This window comes from Sulfitobacter sp. TBRI5, from assembly GCF_051013555.1.
Lineage (GTDB): Bacteria > Pseudomonadota > Alphaproteobacteria > Rhodobacterales > Rhodobacteraceae > JL08.
This window is the reverse complement of sequence record NZ_CP112884.1, coordinates 298,822-314,214: the sequence shown is the minus strand read 5'-3', so window position 1 is coordinate 314,214 and position 15,393 is coordinate 298,822. Positions and strand designations below refer to the sequence as shown.

The 15,393-nt window shown below is 57.3% G+C and carries 14 protein-coding genes, 1 pseudogene and 1 riboswitch; of the genes and pseudogenes, 2 read left to right on the top strand and 13 right to left on the bottom strand.

What is annotated here, in order from left to right:
* Positions 1 to 2 precede the first annotated feature (2 nt).
* The 3 genes from OLX72_RS01655 to OLX72_RS01645 all read right to left on the bottom strand — a co-directional run bounded on the left by OLX72_RS01655 (position 3) and on the right by OLX72_RS01645 (position 2,817).
* Positions 3 to 1,238, bottom strand: coding sequence for an NAD(P)-binding domain-containing protein (locus tag OLX72_RS01655; protein ID WP_433989645.1), 1,236 nt, complete (start codon positions 1,236 to 1,238; stop codon positions 3 to 5).
* A 71-nt stretch (positions 1,239 to 1,309) separates the two neighbouring features.
* Entirely contained in the window at positions 1,310 to 1,873 is a 564-nt protein-coding gene (locus OLX72_RS01650) for an OsmC family protein (protein ID WP_114870847.1), read from the bottom strand.
* A gap of 59 nt (positions 1,874 to 1,932) precedes the next feature.
* Positions 1,933 to 2,817, bottom strand: a complete 885-nt coding sequence (locus tag OLX72_RS01645) for a class I SAM-dependent methyltransferase (protein WP_205388959.1) — start codon at positions 2,815 to 2,817, stop codon at positions 1,933 to 1,935.
* A 206-nt stretch (positions 2,818 to 3,023) separates the two neighbouring features.
* Between OLX72_RS01645 and OLX72_RS01640 the strand changes: the two genes are divergently transcribed.
* Positions 3,024 to 4,598: a winged helix-turn-helix domain-containing protein gene (locus OLX72_RS01640; protein ID WP_433989644.1), complete on the top strand. Its 1,575-nt coding sequence runs from the start codon at positions 3,024 to 3,026 to the stop codon at positions 4,596 to 4,598.
* A 500-nt stretch (positions 4,599 to 5,098) separates the two neighbouring features.
* Here the strand turns inward: OLX72_RS01640 and OLX72_RS01635 are convergent, their stop codons facing one another.
* The 6 genes from OLX72_RS01635 to OLX72_RS01610 all read right to left on the bottom strand — a co-directional run bounded on the left by OLX72_RS01635 (position 5,099) and on the right by OLX72_RS01610 (position 9,997).
* On the bottom strand, positions 5,099 to 5,662 hold the full coding sequence (locus OLX72_RS01635; RefSeq protein WP_433989643.1) for a recombinase family protein: 564 nt from the start codon (positions 5,660 to 5,662) through the stop codon (positions 5,099 to 5,101).
* A gap of 228 nt (positions 5,663 to 5,890) precedes the next feature.
* Complete coding sequence (locus tag OLX72_RS01630) at positions 5,891 to 6,307, bottom strand: c-type cytochrome (protein ID WP_433989642.1); 417 nt, start codon at positions 6,305 to 6,307, stop codon at positions 5,891 to 5,893.
* A 291-nt stretch (positions 6,308 to 6,598) separates the two neighbouring features.
* A complete protein-coding gene (locus tag OLX72_RS01625) occupies positions 6,599 to 6,811 on the bottom strand; it encodes a hypothetical protein (RefSeq protein WP_433989641.1) in 213 nt (70 codons plus the stop codon).
* Between the two features lies 1 nt (position 6,812).
* A riboswitch (SAM-I-IV-variant riboswitch) is annotated at positions 6,813 to 6,916 on the bottom strand.
* 403 nt (positions 6,917 to 7,319) lie between these two features.
* Positions 7,320 to 8,519 (bottom strand): PLP-dependent aminotransferase family protein, encoded by a 1,200-nt coding sequence (locus tag OLX72_RS01620; RefSeq protein WP_433989640.1) that lies wholly within the window; start codon positions 8,517 to 8,519, stop codon positions 7,320 to 7,322.
* 260 nt (positions 8,520 to 8,779) lie between these two features.
* Positions 8,780 to 9,175 (bottom strand): carboxymuconolactone decarboxylase family protein, encoded by a 396-nt coding sequence (locus tag OLX72_RS01615; RefSeq protein ID WP_114870384.1) that lies wholly within the window; start codon positions 9,173 to 9,175, stop codon positions 8,780 to 8,782.
* Positions 9,176 to 9,178: 3 nt separating this feature from the next.
* Positions 9,179 to 9,997 (bottom strand): cyclase family protein, encoded by an 819-nt coding sequence (locus tag OLX72_RS01610; protein WP_114870383.1) that lies wholly within the window; start codon positions 9,995 to 9,997, stop codon positions 9,179 to 9,181.
* A gap of 225 nt (positions 9,998 to 10,222) precedes the next feature.
* Between OLX72_RS01610 and OLX72_RS01605 the strand changes: the two are divergent.
* Positions 10,223 to 10,351, top strand: a pseudogene (locus OLX72_RS01605) (IS6 family transposase); the annotation flags it as partial.
* A gap of 408 nt (positions 10,352 to 10,759) precedes the next feature.
* Here OLX72_RS01605 and OLX72_RS01600 read toward each other — a convergent pair.
* The 4 genes from OLX72_RS01600 to OLX72_RS01585 are packed head-to-tail and all read right to left on the bottom strand — an operon-like array spanning position 10,760 to position 15,357.
* Positions 10,760 to 12,577, bottom strand: a complete 1,818-nt coding sequence (locus OLX72_RS01600) for a recombinase family protein (RefSeq protein ID WP_433989639.1) — start codon at positions 12,575 to 12,577, stop codon at positions 10,760 to 10,762.
* A 9-nt stretch (positions 12,578 to 12,586) separates the two neighbouring features.
* On the bottom strand, positions 12,587 to 13,987 hold the full coding sequence (locus OLX72_RS01595) for an NAD(P)/FAD-dependent oxidoreductase (protein ID WP_368073732.1): 1,401 nt from the start codon (positions 13,985 to 13,987) through the stop codon (positions 12,587 to 12,589).
* Entirely contained in the window at positions 13,977 to 14,282 is a 306-nt protein-coding gene (locus tag OLX72_RS01590; RefSeq protein WP_254684699.1) for a (2Fe-2S)-binding protein, read from the bottom strand. Before OLX72_RS01590 ends, OLX72_RS01595 begins: the two co-directional genes overlap by 11 nt.
* The gene (locus OLX72_RS01585; protein WP_114869190.1) at positions 14,257 to 15,357 is read right to left on the bottom strand and encodes an NAD(P)/FAD-dependent oxidoreductase; all 1,101 of its coding nucleotides are present in this window, start codon (positions 15,355 to 15,357) and stop codon (positions 14,257 to 14,259) included. The genes OLX72_RS01590 and OLX72_RS01585 overlap by 26 nt, the downstream gene beginning before the upstream one ends.
* Positions 15,358 to 15,393: the final 36 nt, after the last annotated feature.

The following is a 15,393-nucleotide window of genomic DNA, read 5'->3' as shown; positions in this document are numbered from 1 at the left end:
GGTTAAGCCACCATTTGGTGACTACGTCGGGCAATCTGGTCCGACAGGATGATCGCGTCGTCCCCGACACCGTCAATCAGCGCGGATTTACGTTTGCGCAGGAAGGGCTGGCCAAGGACATAAAGCCCGTCGGCGACGCGGCCCTCATCGTGCAAAAGCTGCCCTTTGCGGTCGAAAACAGGCATCTTTAGCCAGCTAAAATCGGGCCGAAACCCGGTTGCCCAGACAACCGTGCGAATTGCTCCACTGGTCAAATCAAGGCTCAGGTCGGGTCGCTGAGGCAGAGCGGTTGCGCAGATGTGTTCAGGAGGAGACAAACCCGCAACACCTGTTTCTTGCGCAAAGGCATCAAAGCTGCGCAGCAAACGCCGCATCTTGAGGTCCGAAAGGGCGCAGGCGTTGGCCAACCCGCCAGAGAACAGGGCGACGCCGTCCCTGACAGCAGCCAACCTGCCCGTAATTGTGCACCCAAGACCCTGCAGGTGGTTGAAATCCATCAACGGAATGTTCGCATCCCCGACAAGTTGCAGGGATGGCACACTGCGGGCGCGGGTAATGTTGTCGACATCGCCTATGCCTTGATCCTGCACGCCGCTGCGGTCCATCCACCATTGGATGTCGCGCCCGCGGTAGTTGCGTGGCATGCGAATGTGATGGCCCGCAGAAATCGTCACGGCATGCCCCGCTTGGGCCAGTTCCGACGCAATCTGCACGCCACTGGCGGATGCTCCTACGACCAGAACACCACCTTTGCGCAGTTGCCGCGGCGCGCGGTAGGCCAGCAGGGTAACTTGGGCAAGACCGACAGGCAGCGCAGCCGCCATCTTGGGGGTTGACGCAACAGCGCAGGCACCATTTGCCATGACGACATTCCGGCACAGCCAGTCGCCACGGTTCGTTGACACGCGGTAGCCTTGGCCCTCGGCAATGACCGACAAAACCCGCGTGCGGCTTTCAATCGGCATTGTACCCTGTGCGGCGTAGCCCCTGAGATAGGAAACCACATCAGTCATCGACATGAATCCGTCAGGATCATCGCCCTCGTAGGCATAGCCCGGAAGGCGACTTTGCCAGTTCGGGGTCAGCAGGCGCAGACTGTCCCAGCGTTCGGTCGCCCATGAATTAGCGACCTCGCCACGCTCGATAACAACATGCGCAACACCGCGCTGGCTCAGGCAATGGCTCATCGCGAGGCCGGCCTGACCGGCACCGATGACAAGAGTATCTATGTGTCGCATCTAAAAATCCTCACGGTATCTCAAGAAATCCAAGTGGGACCCCGAATGTCTTTCACGCGGGGCCCTACAGGTCAGGCAACGCTGACAGTGACGTTGGTGGGGTTCGTCAGGATGTCGAACAGTGCAGAGCGTTTTTGTGATTGTGCGACCAACGCACTGACGTCCTCCGCGCTGGCATCTGCATCAACCTCGAACGAGACGCGCACGTCCGAGAAGCCGTTGCGAATATCACCGTCCATGCCAAGTATGCCTCGCACATCGACGTCGCCTTCGACAATGGCCCGCACTGAATGCAGCTGGATGCCGCGATGCTGCGCGACGGAGGCCACGCTGCCGGTCAGGCAGCTTGCCAGAGCGCTCAGCACGATCTCTGTTGGCGTTGCAGCGCGATCTGCAGCCGCAAACACCTCAGGATGATCGGATTCGATGGTGAACATCTGCTTGCGCGTCTGCTCTTCACCGAGCCCGAAGTATCCGTTGATCGTATTGCTACTGTAGGTGCCTTCGATCCAGTCGCAGGTGCTGCGGAAAGTGAAGGCTGCAGCCTCAGGCGTTTGGGTAAATGCGCCGCGCGCGCCGATCAAGGCTTCGGTGTTCACGCCGTTGTTGGCGGTTACTTCTTGTACTTGTGTCATTGGTAGTCCCTTTCAGGGTGTTTGTTAAAGTTATTGGTCGTAGCGTTGGGTTGCTCGGATCAGGCGGGATTGCGTGCGGTAATCAGCCAGGAAGAGCTGTCCATCCACAGGCCATCGGCTGTTGTTTCGGCATGGGAAAACATCTCTGCCAATGCGGCTTCGATTTCTTCGCGTTTCTCTTCGCCAAGGTCGCCGGCTTCGCGGAAGGTCTCTCCGGCGGGGCCGAGGGCAAGTTGAAACGCAATCGCTTCTTGAACGTTGCGCCCCACCATCACTTTCGCGTCGATGCGCTTGAATCGAATGTCGGTAAAGCCAGCCGCTTCCATCTTGGCGCGCGTATTGCGTTCATCAGACATTGAGAATGGGCCGGGGCCACAGGTCAGCGCATCTTCGCCCGGTTTTGGCAAAAACTGCTGCACAATATCTTTGGCTGCGTTCAACCACGGATTATATTTGCGATCACGCCAGACAATATGCGCCATCTTGCCACCGGGCTTCAGCGCAACCCGCATGGCACGCAAGCCAGCGACGGGATTGGCAAAGAACATAGTGCCAAAGCGGGCGAACACAAAATCATATGGTGCGCCATCCACGCCGCGTTCAACATCGCCTACGGCAAACCGTACGTTCTCTGCCCAGTTCTTTTCGGCGTGGTCCCAAGCTTGGGTAATGAAGGCCTCGCAGCAATCCACGCCCATTACGGAACCCGTTGACCCAACGCGGTTGCCCAAAGCAATAGCGGTGTCCCCAAATCCACAGCCAACATCAAGGATGCGATCCCCGGGCGCGATTTGAAGGGTTGGCAAGATTGCGGCGCTGTGACGCGACAGACCGTCCACTAGAATGTGCCGGTACATGGTAAATTTCGGTGCAAGCACCTCGTTCCAGAACGTCACCAATGGTGAGGTTTCTGGTGTGGCTGGGAAATTTGTTTGCTGGTTCATGGTCATCTCCAAAGGGTTGTTGCTATGGAGAAGTGCTAACTCGGAGCGGATCCGCAAACTTGGGGGAGGCCTGAGTATCTTGTGGTGAATCTCTGGGTTTTTCTGAATTTCCGCCCATGATGACGGATTTCAAAGGAAAAGCGCGATCTTCATTTCCTTGGCGAAATTAGGAAACGGGCGTATTGTCGTGCCAAATGGGAGCCGACATGAACTACGCATTTGATGAATTTGAACTGGACGCAGAGCGTGCTGAACTCAGATGTGCAGGACAACCCGTGCGCATTGAACCCCAAGTATTCGATCTTCTTAAACTCCTTGTCAGTGTCAACAATCGTCTGGTGAGCAAGGATGAAATTTTTGCGGAACTCTGGGGAGATCGGATTGTTTCGGATGCGGCATTGTCCGGTTGTGTTCGCGATGCGCGAAAGGCGATTGGTGATGATGGGTCCACGCAGAAGTTCATCAAGACCGTCCAACGGCGGGGATTGCGGTTTGTTGGCGAAGTAGAAGCAAGCAACTCGGTTACATCAGCAACCCTTCCGGATGAAGCTGTTTCCAACGCAGCCGAGCAAACCGATGCTTTCGCCAGACCGGCAGTTGCAGTTCTTAAATTCGAAGATATTTCAGGTGAGGGTCAGTCCAGCCAACTTGAAACTGCCATCACAGACGAATTAGTCGCAGCCTTGTCTGCATGGAGATATTTTCCAGTGATCTCTCGACAGTCGACGGCGCGTGTAAATGCACCCGAAATGAGTGCGCAAGAGATTGGAACACTTCTGAGCGCAAGGTATTTGGTTCACGGCACTTTCAGACGCGCCGGTAATCGATTGAAAATTCAGGTTGCTCTGACGGATACCGACTTAAACACACAGATATGGAGTGACAGTCTGGCCTGTGACATAGACGAACTTTTTGACGTCGAAGAGGAAATAGCAGGCCAGATTGCCTCCAGTGTGTCCCCCGAACTGGAACGAGCTGAGGCCCGCCGCCTCCTTCGCAAACCACCGGGGGATATGACCGTTTGGGAGCTAACGATGCGCGCGGCATCGTTGCTCAGCAACGGGAAGCGCAGTGACTTCGTGGAGGCTGATCGATTGGCGCGCGATGCGGCTGAACGCGCGCCGCATTGGGTGTTGCCTTATACATTGATCGCCACCGCCCAGTTTCAAATGGCGATGGCCAGTTTTTCTTCGTCAGATAGCGCCTCAGCCTTTGCACCCACGCTTGAAGCTGCACGGCGGGCGCTGGATATTGATCGCAGTGCCTGGATTGCCCACGCGCTGACGGCGGTAGGCGAGCTTTGGACCAACAAAAACCATGAAATGGCGTTGTTGCATGTGGAGCGTGCGATCGAACTTAACCCGAGTGCAGGAATGAACTATCATTTCGGCGGTTGTATTACAGGGTTTTCGGGAAATCCGCAGAAGGCACGCTCCTACCAAGAGCGCCTGTTTAGAGTTGATCCAACCTACCCATACCGCGCTGTCATTGAAGCCGACCTTGGACTTTGGCATATGCTTGACAAGCAATTTGACAAGGCAAACGAACGTCTGAGACTTTCGCAATCGTGCGACCCATACTACGGTCGTGCACTGCAAAGGCAGGTTGCGTTATCCGGATTGACGGGCGATCGCGATGAAGCCCTGCAAGCTGCCAGAAAGCTGTCAGAGATGGGCTTGCCATTGGACTACAACGCAATTGCAAGTTCCTATCCATTCCTCAAAGAAGAACACAGCGAGCTTTTCTTGGACGGTTTGCGCCGGTCAGGCGTCAATCTGTAAACTCGGGCCTTCTACGTTTAGACCGTCGCTCCACGCTTACTTTCCTAGCATAGAAATTAGAGAAACTATGGTCCAAGCACATCAGGCTGGTTTAACCGCTGTCTCGATTGTTCAACTAAACTGCAGCGAACGATCAGTTTGTGGAATGCTCAGATTGAAGCGGCTGAACGACCAGTTCGATGAACCGTGCTGCGCTGCCAATTGACCGATGCTTCAGGAGTGAAGGTTTTCCACTTCAACACTAACTGCACCTGCACAAGTCCGCATTGTCACGCAGTCTGCCAGTTCGCCGAACTGGTCTTGCCGCGCCTTGCATGAATGGCCGGTTTTCCCACCGCGTGGCAGCACAGTTGATTTTGCACTTGCGGCATGATCTGTGCTGCGAGCGGGCGCAGCGAGAAAATCGAATTCACAGAATGGGCTCTGAGCGGTCGTTGCCCGTGTTTTTTTTGAACGTCGGCTTTGAGTGAAAGCTGTCATTCATTGGGGTCTCCGCCCATCTAAGTATTCAGATATCGGTAGACGGACGACCGTGCGATGCCCAACTGCTTGGCAATAGCAGATGGTGACATGCCATTGGACTTCATTGCGGCAACCTGTTCCCCATCGATGGTCGGTGGTCGACCTTTGAACGGGCTATCAGTGCCTTTTGCCAGCGCCGCATCTATGCCTTCACGTTGGCGTTCTGCACGTATTGAGGCTTCGAATTCCCCAAAGGCACCAAGGATCGTAAAGAACAGTTTTCCAGCAGCGTTCGTCGTGTCGACTGGTTGCTCCAGTACTTTTAAATTCACGCCTTTGTCTTCGAGGGTCTGGGCGATCTGCAATAAATCACGGGTAGAACGTGCCAGTCTGTCAAGGCGCGTGCAGACAACGGTATCACCCTTGCGGATTCCACGGGCAAGCATGTCTTCCAAAGCTGCCCGTCCTTCACGTTTCCTGCCTGACACTTTTTCCATGTACAGATGTTCTGGTTTCACACCAGCGTTCGTCAGGGAGGCTTCTTGTACGTCCAAAGATTGGGATCGGGAAGAAACCCGCGCATATCCAATAAGTTCACTCATATCAAACTCCATATGTCCTATTTAAATGTCCGATAACAGTATAATGTCCTATAAGTGATTCGTGAACTCTAATCGGAGGTTTTCAGTGTCATTTTTGGGGTCCTTAGAGGCTATACCCAAACGGGACAATGCTTCTGGAAACAATGCATCAAGTAAAGCGAACTTTTCAAAAGCCGCTAGAATTGGTGACGGGGCATCGAATGCTATGCGCGGTGCAGTAACCGCAAATCAATCTTGTATCGACTCTAGGTAATAAACCACTGACAGAACTCGACCGGCTGCTTGCTGTTCGGCTTCTACCATTGAAGCCCCTTCAGCTTTCAACGCGTCGGCTATGAAGTATCTGCCCCAAACTGGCATACCGGCACCGCCATGTGCAGGTATCGCCACGCCACCTACAATGACTTTATAGGTTCGAACAATTGGGAAGCTGCCTTCGGAGCGTTCAGAAATCTTTGTCAGGTCAGGAGGACTTTCCGGTAACAAGTCTCCGAGTTGCCCGCCGCCTTTGCCATCGTCTCCATGACAAATTGTACAGTGCTCATCATAAATTGATTTTCCCAGCACAATCGCTGCGTCTTCTGCTTGGGCAGCGGAAGCTGAAAGAAAAACTGCCGCAATTGCCAAATTCTTCTTTAGCTGCATAACCTAACTACTCCTTAGTTTGGTTTCGGGTATCTTGCATTTTCATCCAAGTTACTCAGCGTCTGATCCGTCCACTCTTGTGAACTTATGCCATGACACCATTGCGTGAACCCCATCACTTTACAAGAATTGAGCTAAAAATGTTGTGTTCGCAGCCTCTCAAGTCGAACGAATTTCAAACTCAACCGTGCCACCGCTCTGGCTGAGTGGCGCGGTCTTTGCATGGCATAGGGGGCAGCGTCACTGTCCATTCGGAGACTGGTTCGCATTTGTCTGACAGCACCTTACTTTTCATTGGTTCACATCCTTTGCAAATCCGTAGCTCACGTCGCTTTCCAACGACCAGATGTGTCCGCAGCCACCTTGATCCTTGATGCAGAAAGCAATCCATTCGATGATGTGCATGTGGCTTTCGGCTCGCTTGAACCCGCAAACGGGACAGATCACCAGATGAGGACATGGAACTGTCGCGTTCGGATAGTTGGGATGGGAATACTGTGCCATGGAAGTCTCCTTTTGTTGCCATTGGCCGCATCGCCCGTTGTGGGCTACCACCTTGCTGGAGAAGCAGGTTGGTGTTGAGGACAGTCCCAACTCTTGATGCAAGGAAAAGTTTAACGCGGGGCAGAAGGGAAAGCCAGACGGACTTTCGCCTACGCGCTGAGCCGGTGCAGCTATTTAGTGACCTAGCACGGTTTGATGTCGCTCCTTTGATAAACTTTAGGAATTTCGGCTGCCTTCGTGTCGCGGTGCTTGGTGATGTCCACGCAAATAAGGAAGGTGTGACGGAGATACAAAGCTCCGGGCGGCAAGAGGCCGACAAGGCCGTTTAATCTGACAATGCCTCCCCTGCCGTTATCCTGAGTTCACCACGTGCGTCGAGTTACAGTGACAATGCCTCTAGGGCGCTGTGAGAACAAATTTATTGAGCGGGGCAGGGCGGTGGTCTATCAGTCCTGCACCCACCTAGAAAACACCTATTGCGTTTCGATTTTAAGATACAGTGACGACGTCATTCGGGCTTGGCGAGGGTGGCTCTTGCCGCTACCGCAAGACGACGGATGCCTTCAGCAAGTTTATCTGGGTCGTTCAGCGTGAAATTAATGCGAATGGAACGGCGGTTTTGGCCCTCAGGGTCGAAGACGCTGCTCGGGGTAACGCAGACACCCTGGAACAAGGCCTCACGCAGGAGATGGTCGGTGTTCATACTGGCATCCCGCGCTGTCGCCCAGACGAACATGCCGCCGGAGGGAACCTGCCAGTCGAACAGCTCGTCCAGATGCGCGTCCATAGCAGCACAGAGCGCATCGCGCCGTGCGCGATAAAGCGACAGGATATCAGGTAGAACACGGTCGGTCAGACCGCTGGCGAAGCTGTCGTGCGCAATTCGCTGGGACAGGCCCGAAGTTGACATATCCGACCCCTGCTTCGCCGTGACCAGCGTTGTGATCATATCTGGCGCGGCGACGACCCAGCCGATGCGGAAGCCAGGTGCGAGTTCCTTCGACAGCGTGCCCATGTAGATCACCGGCCCTTCATAGATGCACTCGTCTCTCTGTGCCGAAAGTGTAAGCATCCGCGGCAGCGGAGCACTGTCATAATAAAGTGTGCCGTAGGGGTCGTCCTCGACCAGCCATGTTCCCGTGACGTGAGCCGCCTCCACCAGCGCCTGCCGCTCCGCCAGACTGACCAACCGCCCCGAGGGGTTCGAAAAATTAGGGACTGTGTAGGCGAACTGCACGCCGGTAAGCGCTGTGACAGGATCGAAGTCATTCGCTTCCAGCCGCATCGGTCGATAAATTGGCTGGCGCGGGCGCCAGGCGTCCAATGCGCCAAGATAGGTGGGGCTCTGCGCTGCTATCAGGCCGCCCAGTTCGAGCAGAACCTTTCCGACCAGATCCAGCGCCTGCATTCCGCCAGTTGTAATCAGGACGTTTTCACGGGCCAGTCTCATACCGGGTACGGAGAAGCGTTGCGCGATCAGGTCACGCAGGACGGGAAGACCCTCGATCGGGGCGTAGGCCAGCGCCTCGTGAGGATGCTGAGCGACAGCTGCAGCCGCGAGAGCCGACAGGTCCGTGACAGGCCAAGTCGACGGGTCGGGCAGCCCACCCGCCATGTTGATCATACCTGAGATCTGACCCGCCGAAAGGAAAGTCTGCGTTATGTCATTCGTGTCTGAAAGCCAGTTGGCAAACGCGGGGCGCGGCATGATGCATCCTCCGATCGGGTAAACGTCGACACCGCCGACTGCGACGGTGTGATTCAGGCGGCGGGTCGTCCTCTCGAGAGGTGGAAAGCGACATAAGGGATGAGATCTTTAGACCGTTACCGACTACCGTAAACTGTCTCGGTTCAATCCATGGCTGTCAATCTGTTGGAATTTTCGGTTCCCAAGATCTTCCCGCAGCCTGTTGATCGGACAAGGTCGACCACATCCCATATTGCTCGGCGCTTTTTGCTCGCGCCCGATCACGCCTTGAATACGTCATCCACCTCAACCTGAAGCCCTGTTACCAGCCCGTTGGTCTGCATCGCCATGCCAATTACGGACAGCAACTCGCTTTGCATCTCGGGCGTCATACCCTTGGCCTTGGCCGCCGCCGAATGAGAATGAATGCAATAGCTGCACCCGTTCGCCGTGGACACCGCGATATAGAGCAATTCCTTCACCAGCGGGTCCAAAGCACCAGGCGCCATAACGTCTTTGAGCCGGTCCCAAGTAGCACGCAACGTGATCGGGTCATGGGCCAGCGCGCGCCAGAAATTGTTGATGTAGTCATTGCCGCGTGTGGCACGGATATCGTCGAAGACGGCCAGCGCCGACGCGCTGACCTCCTCATCCGACAAAAGCGGAACGGTGCCCACGCGTTAGACCATTGCAAAGATGCGCGCTGGACCACCTGAGCCGCCAGCGTGTTTCGGTGCCCCTATGATCAATGTTGCCCCGGCCGCCGGAACCGCATCGAGGCCTGCAAGGCATTCGATCCCGAACCGGCCTGACGGCAGCCACGCGTAATGAGTCGCAAAATCTGCGGACATGCCGTGATCCAGTGACAACGTATCCACAGCAATTGACCGCGCGCCGGTCTGCTCCATCAGCATCTCCACTGCTTCGACGTGAAAACCTGGATAATGTTGTGCCGTCCCGTCGAAATTGCGGAACCCGTCGCCGCCAACCTTGCTGGCCCAACCGGAATGCATCGCCACGCAGGCTCCATCAGGGATATCACCATTGGCCGCGATCCATGCGCTCAGATCGTCCGGCGTGACCTGTGCGTCGGCATCTTCCGCTGCGCGCGTTGCGATGTCGACGACACAGAGCGGCGCCACCAGGTCACTGATCGGAATCTCGTCGACAGAAGTGCCATCAGCGCTGAAGTGCAACGGCGCGTCGATATGGGTGCCGGTATGTTCATTGATGCTCAGGTTATAAAGGTTGAACCCGTTGTCCGCGAAGTTGAATACCTGTTCTGTGGAAAATCCCGGCTCGCCGAAATACGTCGGAAAAGTTCCCGACAACGTGTGGGTCATGTCGACCACACCGCCATGACCAGCCGCCAGCGCCGGCTTGGTTACAAAGCTGCCGGCAGCGGCTGCGCCCACTGCGGCCGCCGCTGTGCCCTTGAAGAAGTTTCGGCGTGAAAGCATCTTCTCTTTTACGCTGTTCATCACACAGATATCGCACATTGTTCTGATCCTCCGATACGCCGACATGCCCTAAGTGACCTGCCGTTTGACAGCAAGATCATCAGTTTCTTCCGCCTAATCAAACGACATTCCTCAGTAGAACGCCGTAACTCTCATTTTGACGCAAACCTGCACACCGATCAAGCATCATGCGCACGCAGGGCATTGTCAGAGGAAACCGGCTTGAAGCGGGCAGGGTGGTTCCGGAGCATGCGAAGTTCGTAGAAACTCGCCGCTATTCATGCGTCCGTCTACAACCAATTCAATCAGGAGCGCCACCTCTACTCCCGCGAAAACTTCAAGCTCAACCGCGACGACGCTCTCGCCGAGTGGCGAGGACTCGGCGCGGCATAAGGGACAGCCTCACTGTCCTTGTCGAGACGGGTTCGAATTGGTCTGACAGCACCGCCACCCACCCCTATCTCTGTCAGCGCAGTCCTTCTTTCCCTGTTTTTCCCCGTTTTATCGGGCGCTTGGGTTGCGCCATCTGCCAGAGAGACTACCGCAATCTCCCGAGCTGGCGCGATTTCCGTGTACTGTCTCCGGAGGCACCATCTGGCGCTTCGGTTAGCGTCAAATTTCCCTGCTAACAGGGAATTAACAGGGAAATCCTTTGGGTTTCGGCCCTATTGGCGATTTTACACCATGAATCTGTGCGCGTTATCAATGCGTTGCGCAAGAATTCCCTGCGCAGAATAACAGGGAATTTTTTCGCGACTATCAGGGAAATTCATTCCGGGAACAGGGAGCGTCACGCCCAGATCAGGGATGCCGCGCGCCGTCCTCGAACCCATACAGTTTGGCCTGGGCATCCCAGTCCAGTGGCACTGGTTTTCGAACGATCCGTTCGAGGGACAGGTTTATCGGTTGTCGCCCTTCGAGGATCGCCCCTTGGATCTCGGGGGACAAGAACGCTAGTTGCGATCGGGTGCGAATGTAGGATTCTGCATGACCCGTCGCCGCGGCGATCTCACCAAGGGGCCTGCCGTTGCGCAAGTCGGCTGCCCAGACATGCGCACGGGAAAGAGCGCGAAGCAGCGTGCGATCTGGTTGGGGCTCACTGTCGCCGACGATAATCTTTCCTTCGACACCGCGTCGGCGCAGTTCAAAGGGCGCCTCGATCGTCCAAACCGCACGGTCAATCTCATTGGGCTGCATTTCCAACGCCTCGGCCAGACCATCCGTATTCAGCCGCAGGACAATGCTGTTCTTCGTGATCTGCCCGTAGTCCAAGATCTTCTGCAGAAATTCCGGCGCGCCCTCTGAGAGCTGATTGGCTAGTCGTCGCGCCTTCGCCTGAATGGCATCGTCGCGCTGCAGATCGGGGGTTGCGCAAATCTGGTGGCGGCGGGCGACCTCGACGATGTGCTCTGCAATGGCGTTTGCCACAGCCCGCTCTAGTGCAGTCGCGGGCAATCGCCAGCCTCGCAGATCCGTCCCGCCGGAGATCAACCGGTTCGAGACGTAGTATCGGATCTGCCGTCCATGACGCTGGGTGTGCGTCGGGGTAAGCCGGTCTCCGGTTTCATCGCGGAGTTTTCCGGTGAGCGGCGCGATAGGCCTGGCACCGAGTTGCCTGGCAGCAGACTTTCGACCCCTTGGCCGTGCACTGGCAGCCGACAGCTTTTCCTGTACCCGTTCCCAAATCGCCTCGCTTACGATCGGCTCATGCTGCCCATCCCATACCTGGGTCTTGTGGCGGATCTTGCCGATGTAGATCGGGTTCCGCAGTAATGCGTAGATCTGGCCGCGCGAGAACGGATTGCCGCCTTGCACCCGCCCGGATTTGAAGCGGTGCAACTTGGAGCGCAGGCCCAGATCATTGGCCCGGCGCATGACCGCGTTCAGGCAGACGAGGTCATCGTAGAGAGCGAAGATCGTCCGCACTGTTTCAGAGTCTTCGGCGTTGACGATGAGACCGCGGGTCCTCGGATCAGGATGCGGATCGTACCCAAGCGGAGGCACGCCGCCCATCCAGAGACCCTTCTTCTTGGAGGCCGCGATCTTGTCCCGGATACGCTCTGCCGTGACCTCTCGCTCGAACTGCGCGAAGGACAAGAGCACATTCAGGGTCAGCCGCCCCATCGACGAGGCCGTGTTGAAGGCCTGGGTGACCGAGACGAAGGAACAGCCTGCGGTATCGAGGCGCTCGACCAGCTTGGCGAAGTCGGCAAGCGAGCGGGTCAGGCGGTCGATTTTGTAGACTACGACCATCTGGACGTAGCCCGCGTCGATATCGGCGAGAAGGCGCTGTAGGCCGGGTCGGTCCAATGTTCCGCCGGAGATGCCGCCGTCATCGTAGCGGGTCTTGCCCGCAACCCAGCCCTCGTGCCGCTGGCTGGCGATATATGCGGCACAGGCCTCAGCCTGCGCGTCGAGCGAATTGAAGTCCTGGTCGAGCCCCTCGTCGGAGGATTTGCGGGTGTACCGGACCGGGCGGCGTTGCGGAGTTCGGGCAGCCCTGATCGGACAGTGTTCATGCGGCAGACAGCTCATCACTTTGGGACAAAGACAGACAAGCGGGTTGTGCCGCAAATTCACTAAGACCGGGCTAACGCCGCTGATTTCGACAGGGTTCAACCTGTCCGGTCATTCTAAATCCTTAGTCGCGTCGCTTTCTGACATCGCGGCGATTTCGCCCAGCGTTACCGGTTTCAGAGGCGGGCGGATTCTGTAATATCCGGTCTTGTCCTGTGATGTGCCAAGAGTGTCTGACAGTATCTGCGTTACCGACAGACCGCAGTATCGCCCCTGGCAGGGCCCCATTCCCGGCCGCCCGAACGCCTTGGTCTGGTTCGGACCCAGACAGCCAAGCGCTGCCATGCGCCGGATGGCGCCTGCGGTCACTTCCTCGCATCGGCAAATAATCGTGTCATCTGCCGGCAAAACGGCCCCCGCATAAGGGGGATAGGCCGCATCAAGAAAAGGCCGCGCCCTGCGTTCGTTTGCGTTGTTCCTGTTCAGCGGGAGCGCTGCCGCATCGCGTTCGGCTGTTGTGATCCTGCCGAGATCGCAGGCAATTTCCAGCGCTGCAATCTGGCCCGCGAGGGCCGCAACCTTTGCGCCGCCGATAGCCGCCCCATCGCCGGCGATGAAAACACTGGGAACGGCGGTGCGCCCCCAGCGATCGCAATCGGACACAAAGCAGTTTTGTGATGCGTTCCAATGATGCGGGATGTCGATGGATCTGGCGGCCTGCGTGTTGGGAATAACGCCATGATGCATCAGCACCGTTTCGCATTCGATCCTGTGATCTGTGTTGCCGGCGTGAAAGGTGACGGCGCGCGCCTTTGTGTCGCCGTCAATCGCTATTGCCGTGGCGCAGACATGGCGGGGGATACCGGCGCGCCGCAGTTGCCAAAGCATCCCAAGACCTTTGAGAAGATAGCGCCAGCCGCGCAGGGCGCCGCCCAGATGGCGCAGCGATTTCGCAAAATCCTGCCGGGATTGCGTTTCGACCAGCGCCAGAGGCGGTGCGCCCGCGCGCAGCATCTGGGTCGCGACAAGATAAAGAAGAGGACCGGACCCGACCAGAACGGCACGTCTGCTCACAATCCCGGATTGCTTGAGCAGTATTTGCGCCGCACCTGCCGTCATCACCCCCGGAAGCGTCCAGCCGGGCACCGGCATTGATCGTTCAAGCGCGCCTGTTGCCAGCAGAATGCGCTTGCCGTCTGCGAGGGCCGCGGCTCCGTCGCGGGAAAAGGATACCCGCGATCCATCTTCGATTTGCCAGACGACGGACCCGCGCAGGTGGGTGATGTTGTCGTGCGCCAGACCACGGGTCAAAGCCAGGCCATCGGTGAAATCGCGCCCCAGAATATCCCCGCGCGCGGAACTGGCGCGTTCTACATCGCGGTATATCTGCCCGCCCGGTGCGGGCTGTTCATCCAGAACAAGCACGCTGAGCCCGGCATCGCCAGCCTGTCGGGCTGCCGCCATACCTGCGGGCCCCGCGCCAATGACAATAAGGTCCGCTTTATACATCATGTCCCCCGTTGGCGGCGGGCATGGTGATTTCCATGTTCTCGCTGACCTGCATCATGCAGGCTTGGCGGGTTGTACCGTCAATTTCGACAAGACAATCGTAACATGCGCCCATCATGCAGAACGGGCCGCGCGGTGCGCCCGATACGGGCGAATGACGAAATGGCATGACACCCGCAACCAGCAGGGCACCGGCCAGATTGTCGCCGCGTGGCAGAATCAGGGTTTCCCCTTCGAAACGGACAGGCACATGATCCTGTGACGGGGTGATTTCAAGAAACGGCAAATCGGTCTTCACTGAACACCTCCAGATTTGGCGCGGCCTCTGACGCTTCAAGCCAGTCGGGCAGGAACCTGGCATGCGCGGCAGCCAGCGTGATCCCGCTGTGGCAGGTGACAAGATAGGCCCCCGGCATCGTGGGGCTTTCCTGATAGATGGGCAGTCCGTCAGGCGACAGGATGCGAAGGGCACCCCAACTGCGCACAAGCTGCGCCTTGGCCAATGCGGGAAAGGCAGCGACCGCCTCTGCGGCCAGACCGGAAAGGCCGGGCTGTGTGACGTGATCATCAAGGCCGACCTCTTCGTTGGTGGCACCGATCTGGATGCCGCCCTCGTCCACCTGCCGCGCGATAAGGGACGGGCGGTTGATCAGCTTGGGCAGTTTTTCGGTGATCAGAACCTGCCCGCGCTGCGGCCGGATCGGGGCTTTGAACCCCATCATCGGGCCAAGGGTGATCGCGCCCAGACCTGCAGATAAAACCACCTTGCGCGACCGGATATCCGAACCGTCGCTGCAGCGGATGCAGAACAGATCGGTCTTTTCCACATCTGTCACGGTCTTGCCGTTCAGGATCACACCGCCCAGCCGGCGCACATCGTCGGCCAGCGCGCGCAGCAGTTTCAGCGGATTCGCGTGACCGTCCTGATGGTGCAGGATCGCCCCTGCAACGCGTGGGCCGATTGCCGGTTCTTCGCGGCGCAGGGCATTGTGCCCCAGCACTTCGAAAGGATAGTTGCCGCCCAGGTTTTCTTTCAGAACGTTGTATTGCGCGACCGTCGCCTCAAGGCTTTCTTCCGAGAAGTGCAAATCATAGCCGCCATTTTGCGCGAGCCCGACGTCACGTCCGGTTACATCGCCCAACTCATTTGCAAAATCGGCCCATGCGGCGGCAGATTCCTGTGACCATTGCGCATAGCGCGGCTGGTTCATGCCCTTGGACTGTACCCAGACTAGCCCGAAATTTCCCCGGCTGGCGCGAAACGATCCGTCATCGCCATCCAGCACCGTCACCCGCAGCCCGCGTTTCAGCAGGCCCCAGGCCGTTGAAAGGCCAACGATCCCGCCGCCGATGATAGCATAATCCGAGGTCATGGGGGGTGTCTTTCACTTGCGTTTCGGGGTGGCAAT

Bases quoted from the DNA above. Each gene is read 5' to 3' on its own strand.
- OLX72_RS01655 (WP_433989645.1), bottom strand. From the start codon at position 1,238: ATGCGACACATAGATACTCTTGTCATCGGTGCCGGTCAGGCCGGCCTC.
- OLX72_RS01650 (WP_114870847.1), bottom strand. From the start codon at position 1,873: ATGACACAAGTACAAGAAGTAACCGCCAACAACGGCGTGAACACCGAA.
- OLX72_RS01645 (WP_205388959.1), bottom strand. From the start codon at position 2,817: ATGAACCAGCAAACAAATTTCCCAGCCACACCAGAAACCTCACCATTG.
- OLX72_RS01640 (WP_433989644.1), top strand. From the start codon at position 3,024: ATGAACTACGCATTTGATGAATTTGAACTGGACGCAGAGCGTGCTGAA.
- OLX72_RS01635 (WP_433989643.1), bottom strand. From the start codon at position 5,662: ATGAGTGAACTTATTGGATATGCGCGGGTTTCTTCCCGATCCCAATCT.
- OLX72_RS01630 (WP_433989642.1), bottom strand. From the start codon at position 6,307: ATGCAGCTAAAGAAGAATTTGGCAATTGCGGCAGTTTTTCTTTCAGCT.
- OLX72_RS01625 (WP_433989641.1), bottom strand. From the start codon at position 6,811: ATGGCACAGTATTCCCATCCCAACTATCCGAACGCGACAGTTCCATGT.
- OLX72_RS01620 (WP_433989640.1), bottom strand. From the start codon at position 8,519: ATGCCGCGCCCCGCGTTTGCCAACTGGCTTTCAGACACGAATGACATA.
- OLX72_RS01610 (WP_114870383.1), bottom strand. From the start codon at position 9,997: ATGTGCGATATCTGTGTGATGAACAGCGTAAAAGAGAAGATGCTTTCA.
- OLX72_RS01595 (WP_368073732.1), bottom strand. From the start codon at position 13,987: ATGATGTATAAAGCGGACCTTATTGTCATTGGCGCGGGGCCCGCAGGT.
- OLX72_RS01585 (WP_114869190.1), bottom strand. From the start codon at position 15,357: ATGACCTCGGATTATGCTATCATCGGCGGCGGGATCGTTGGCCTTTCA.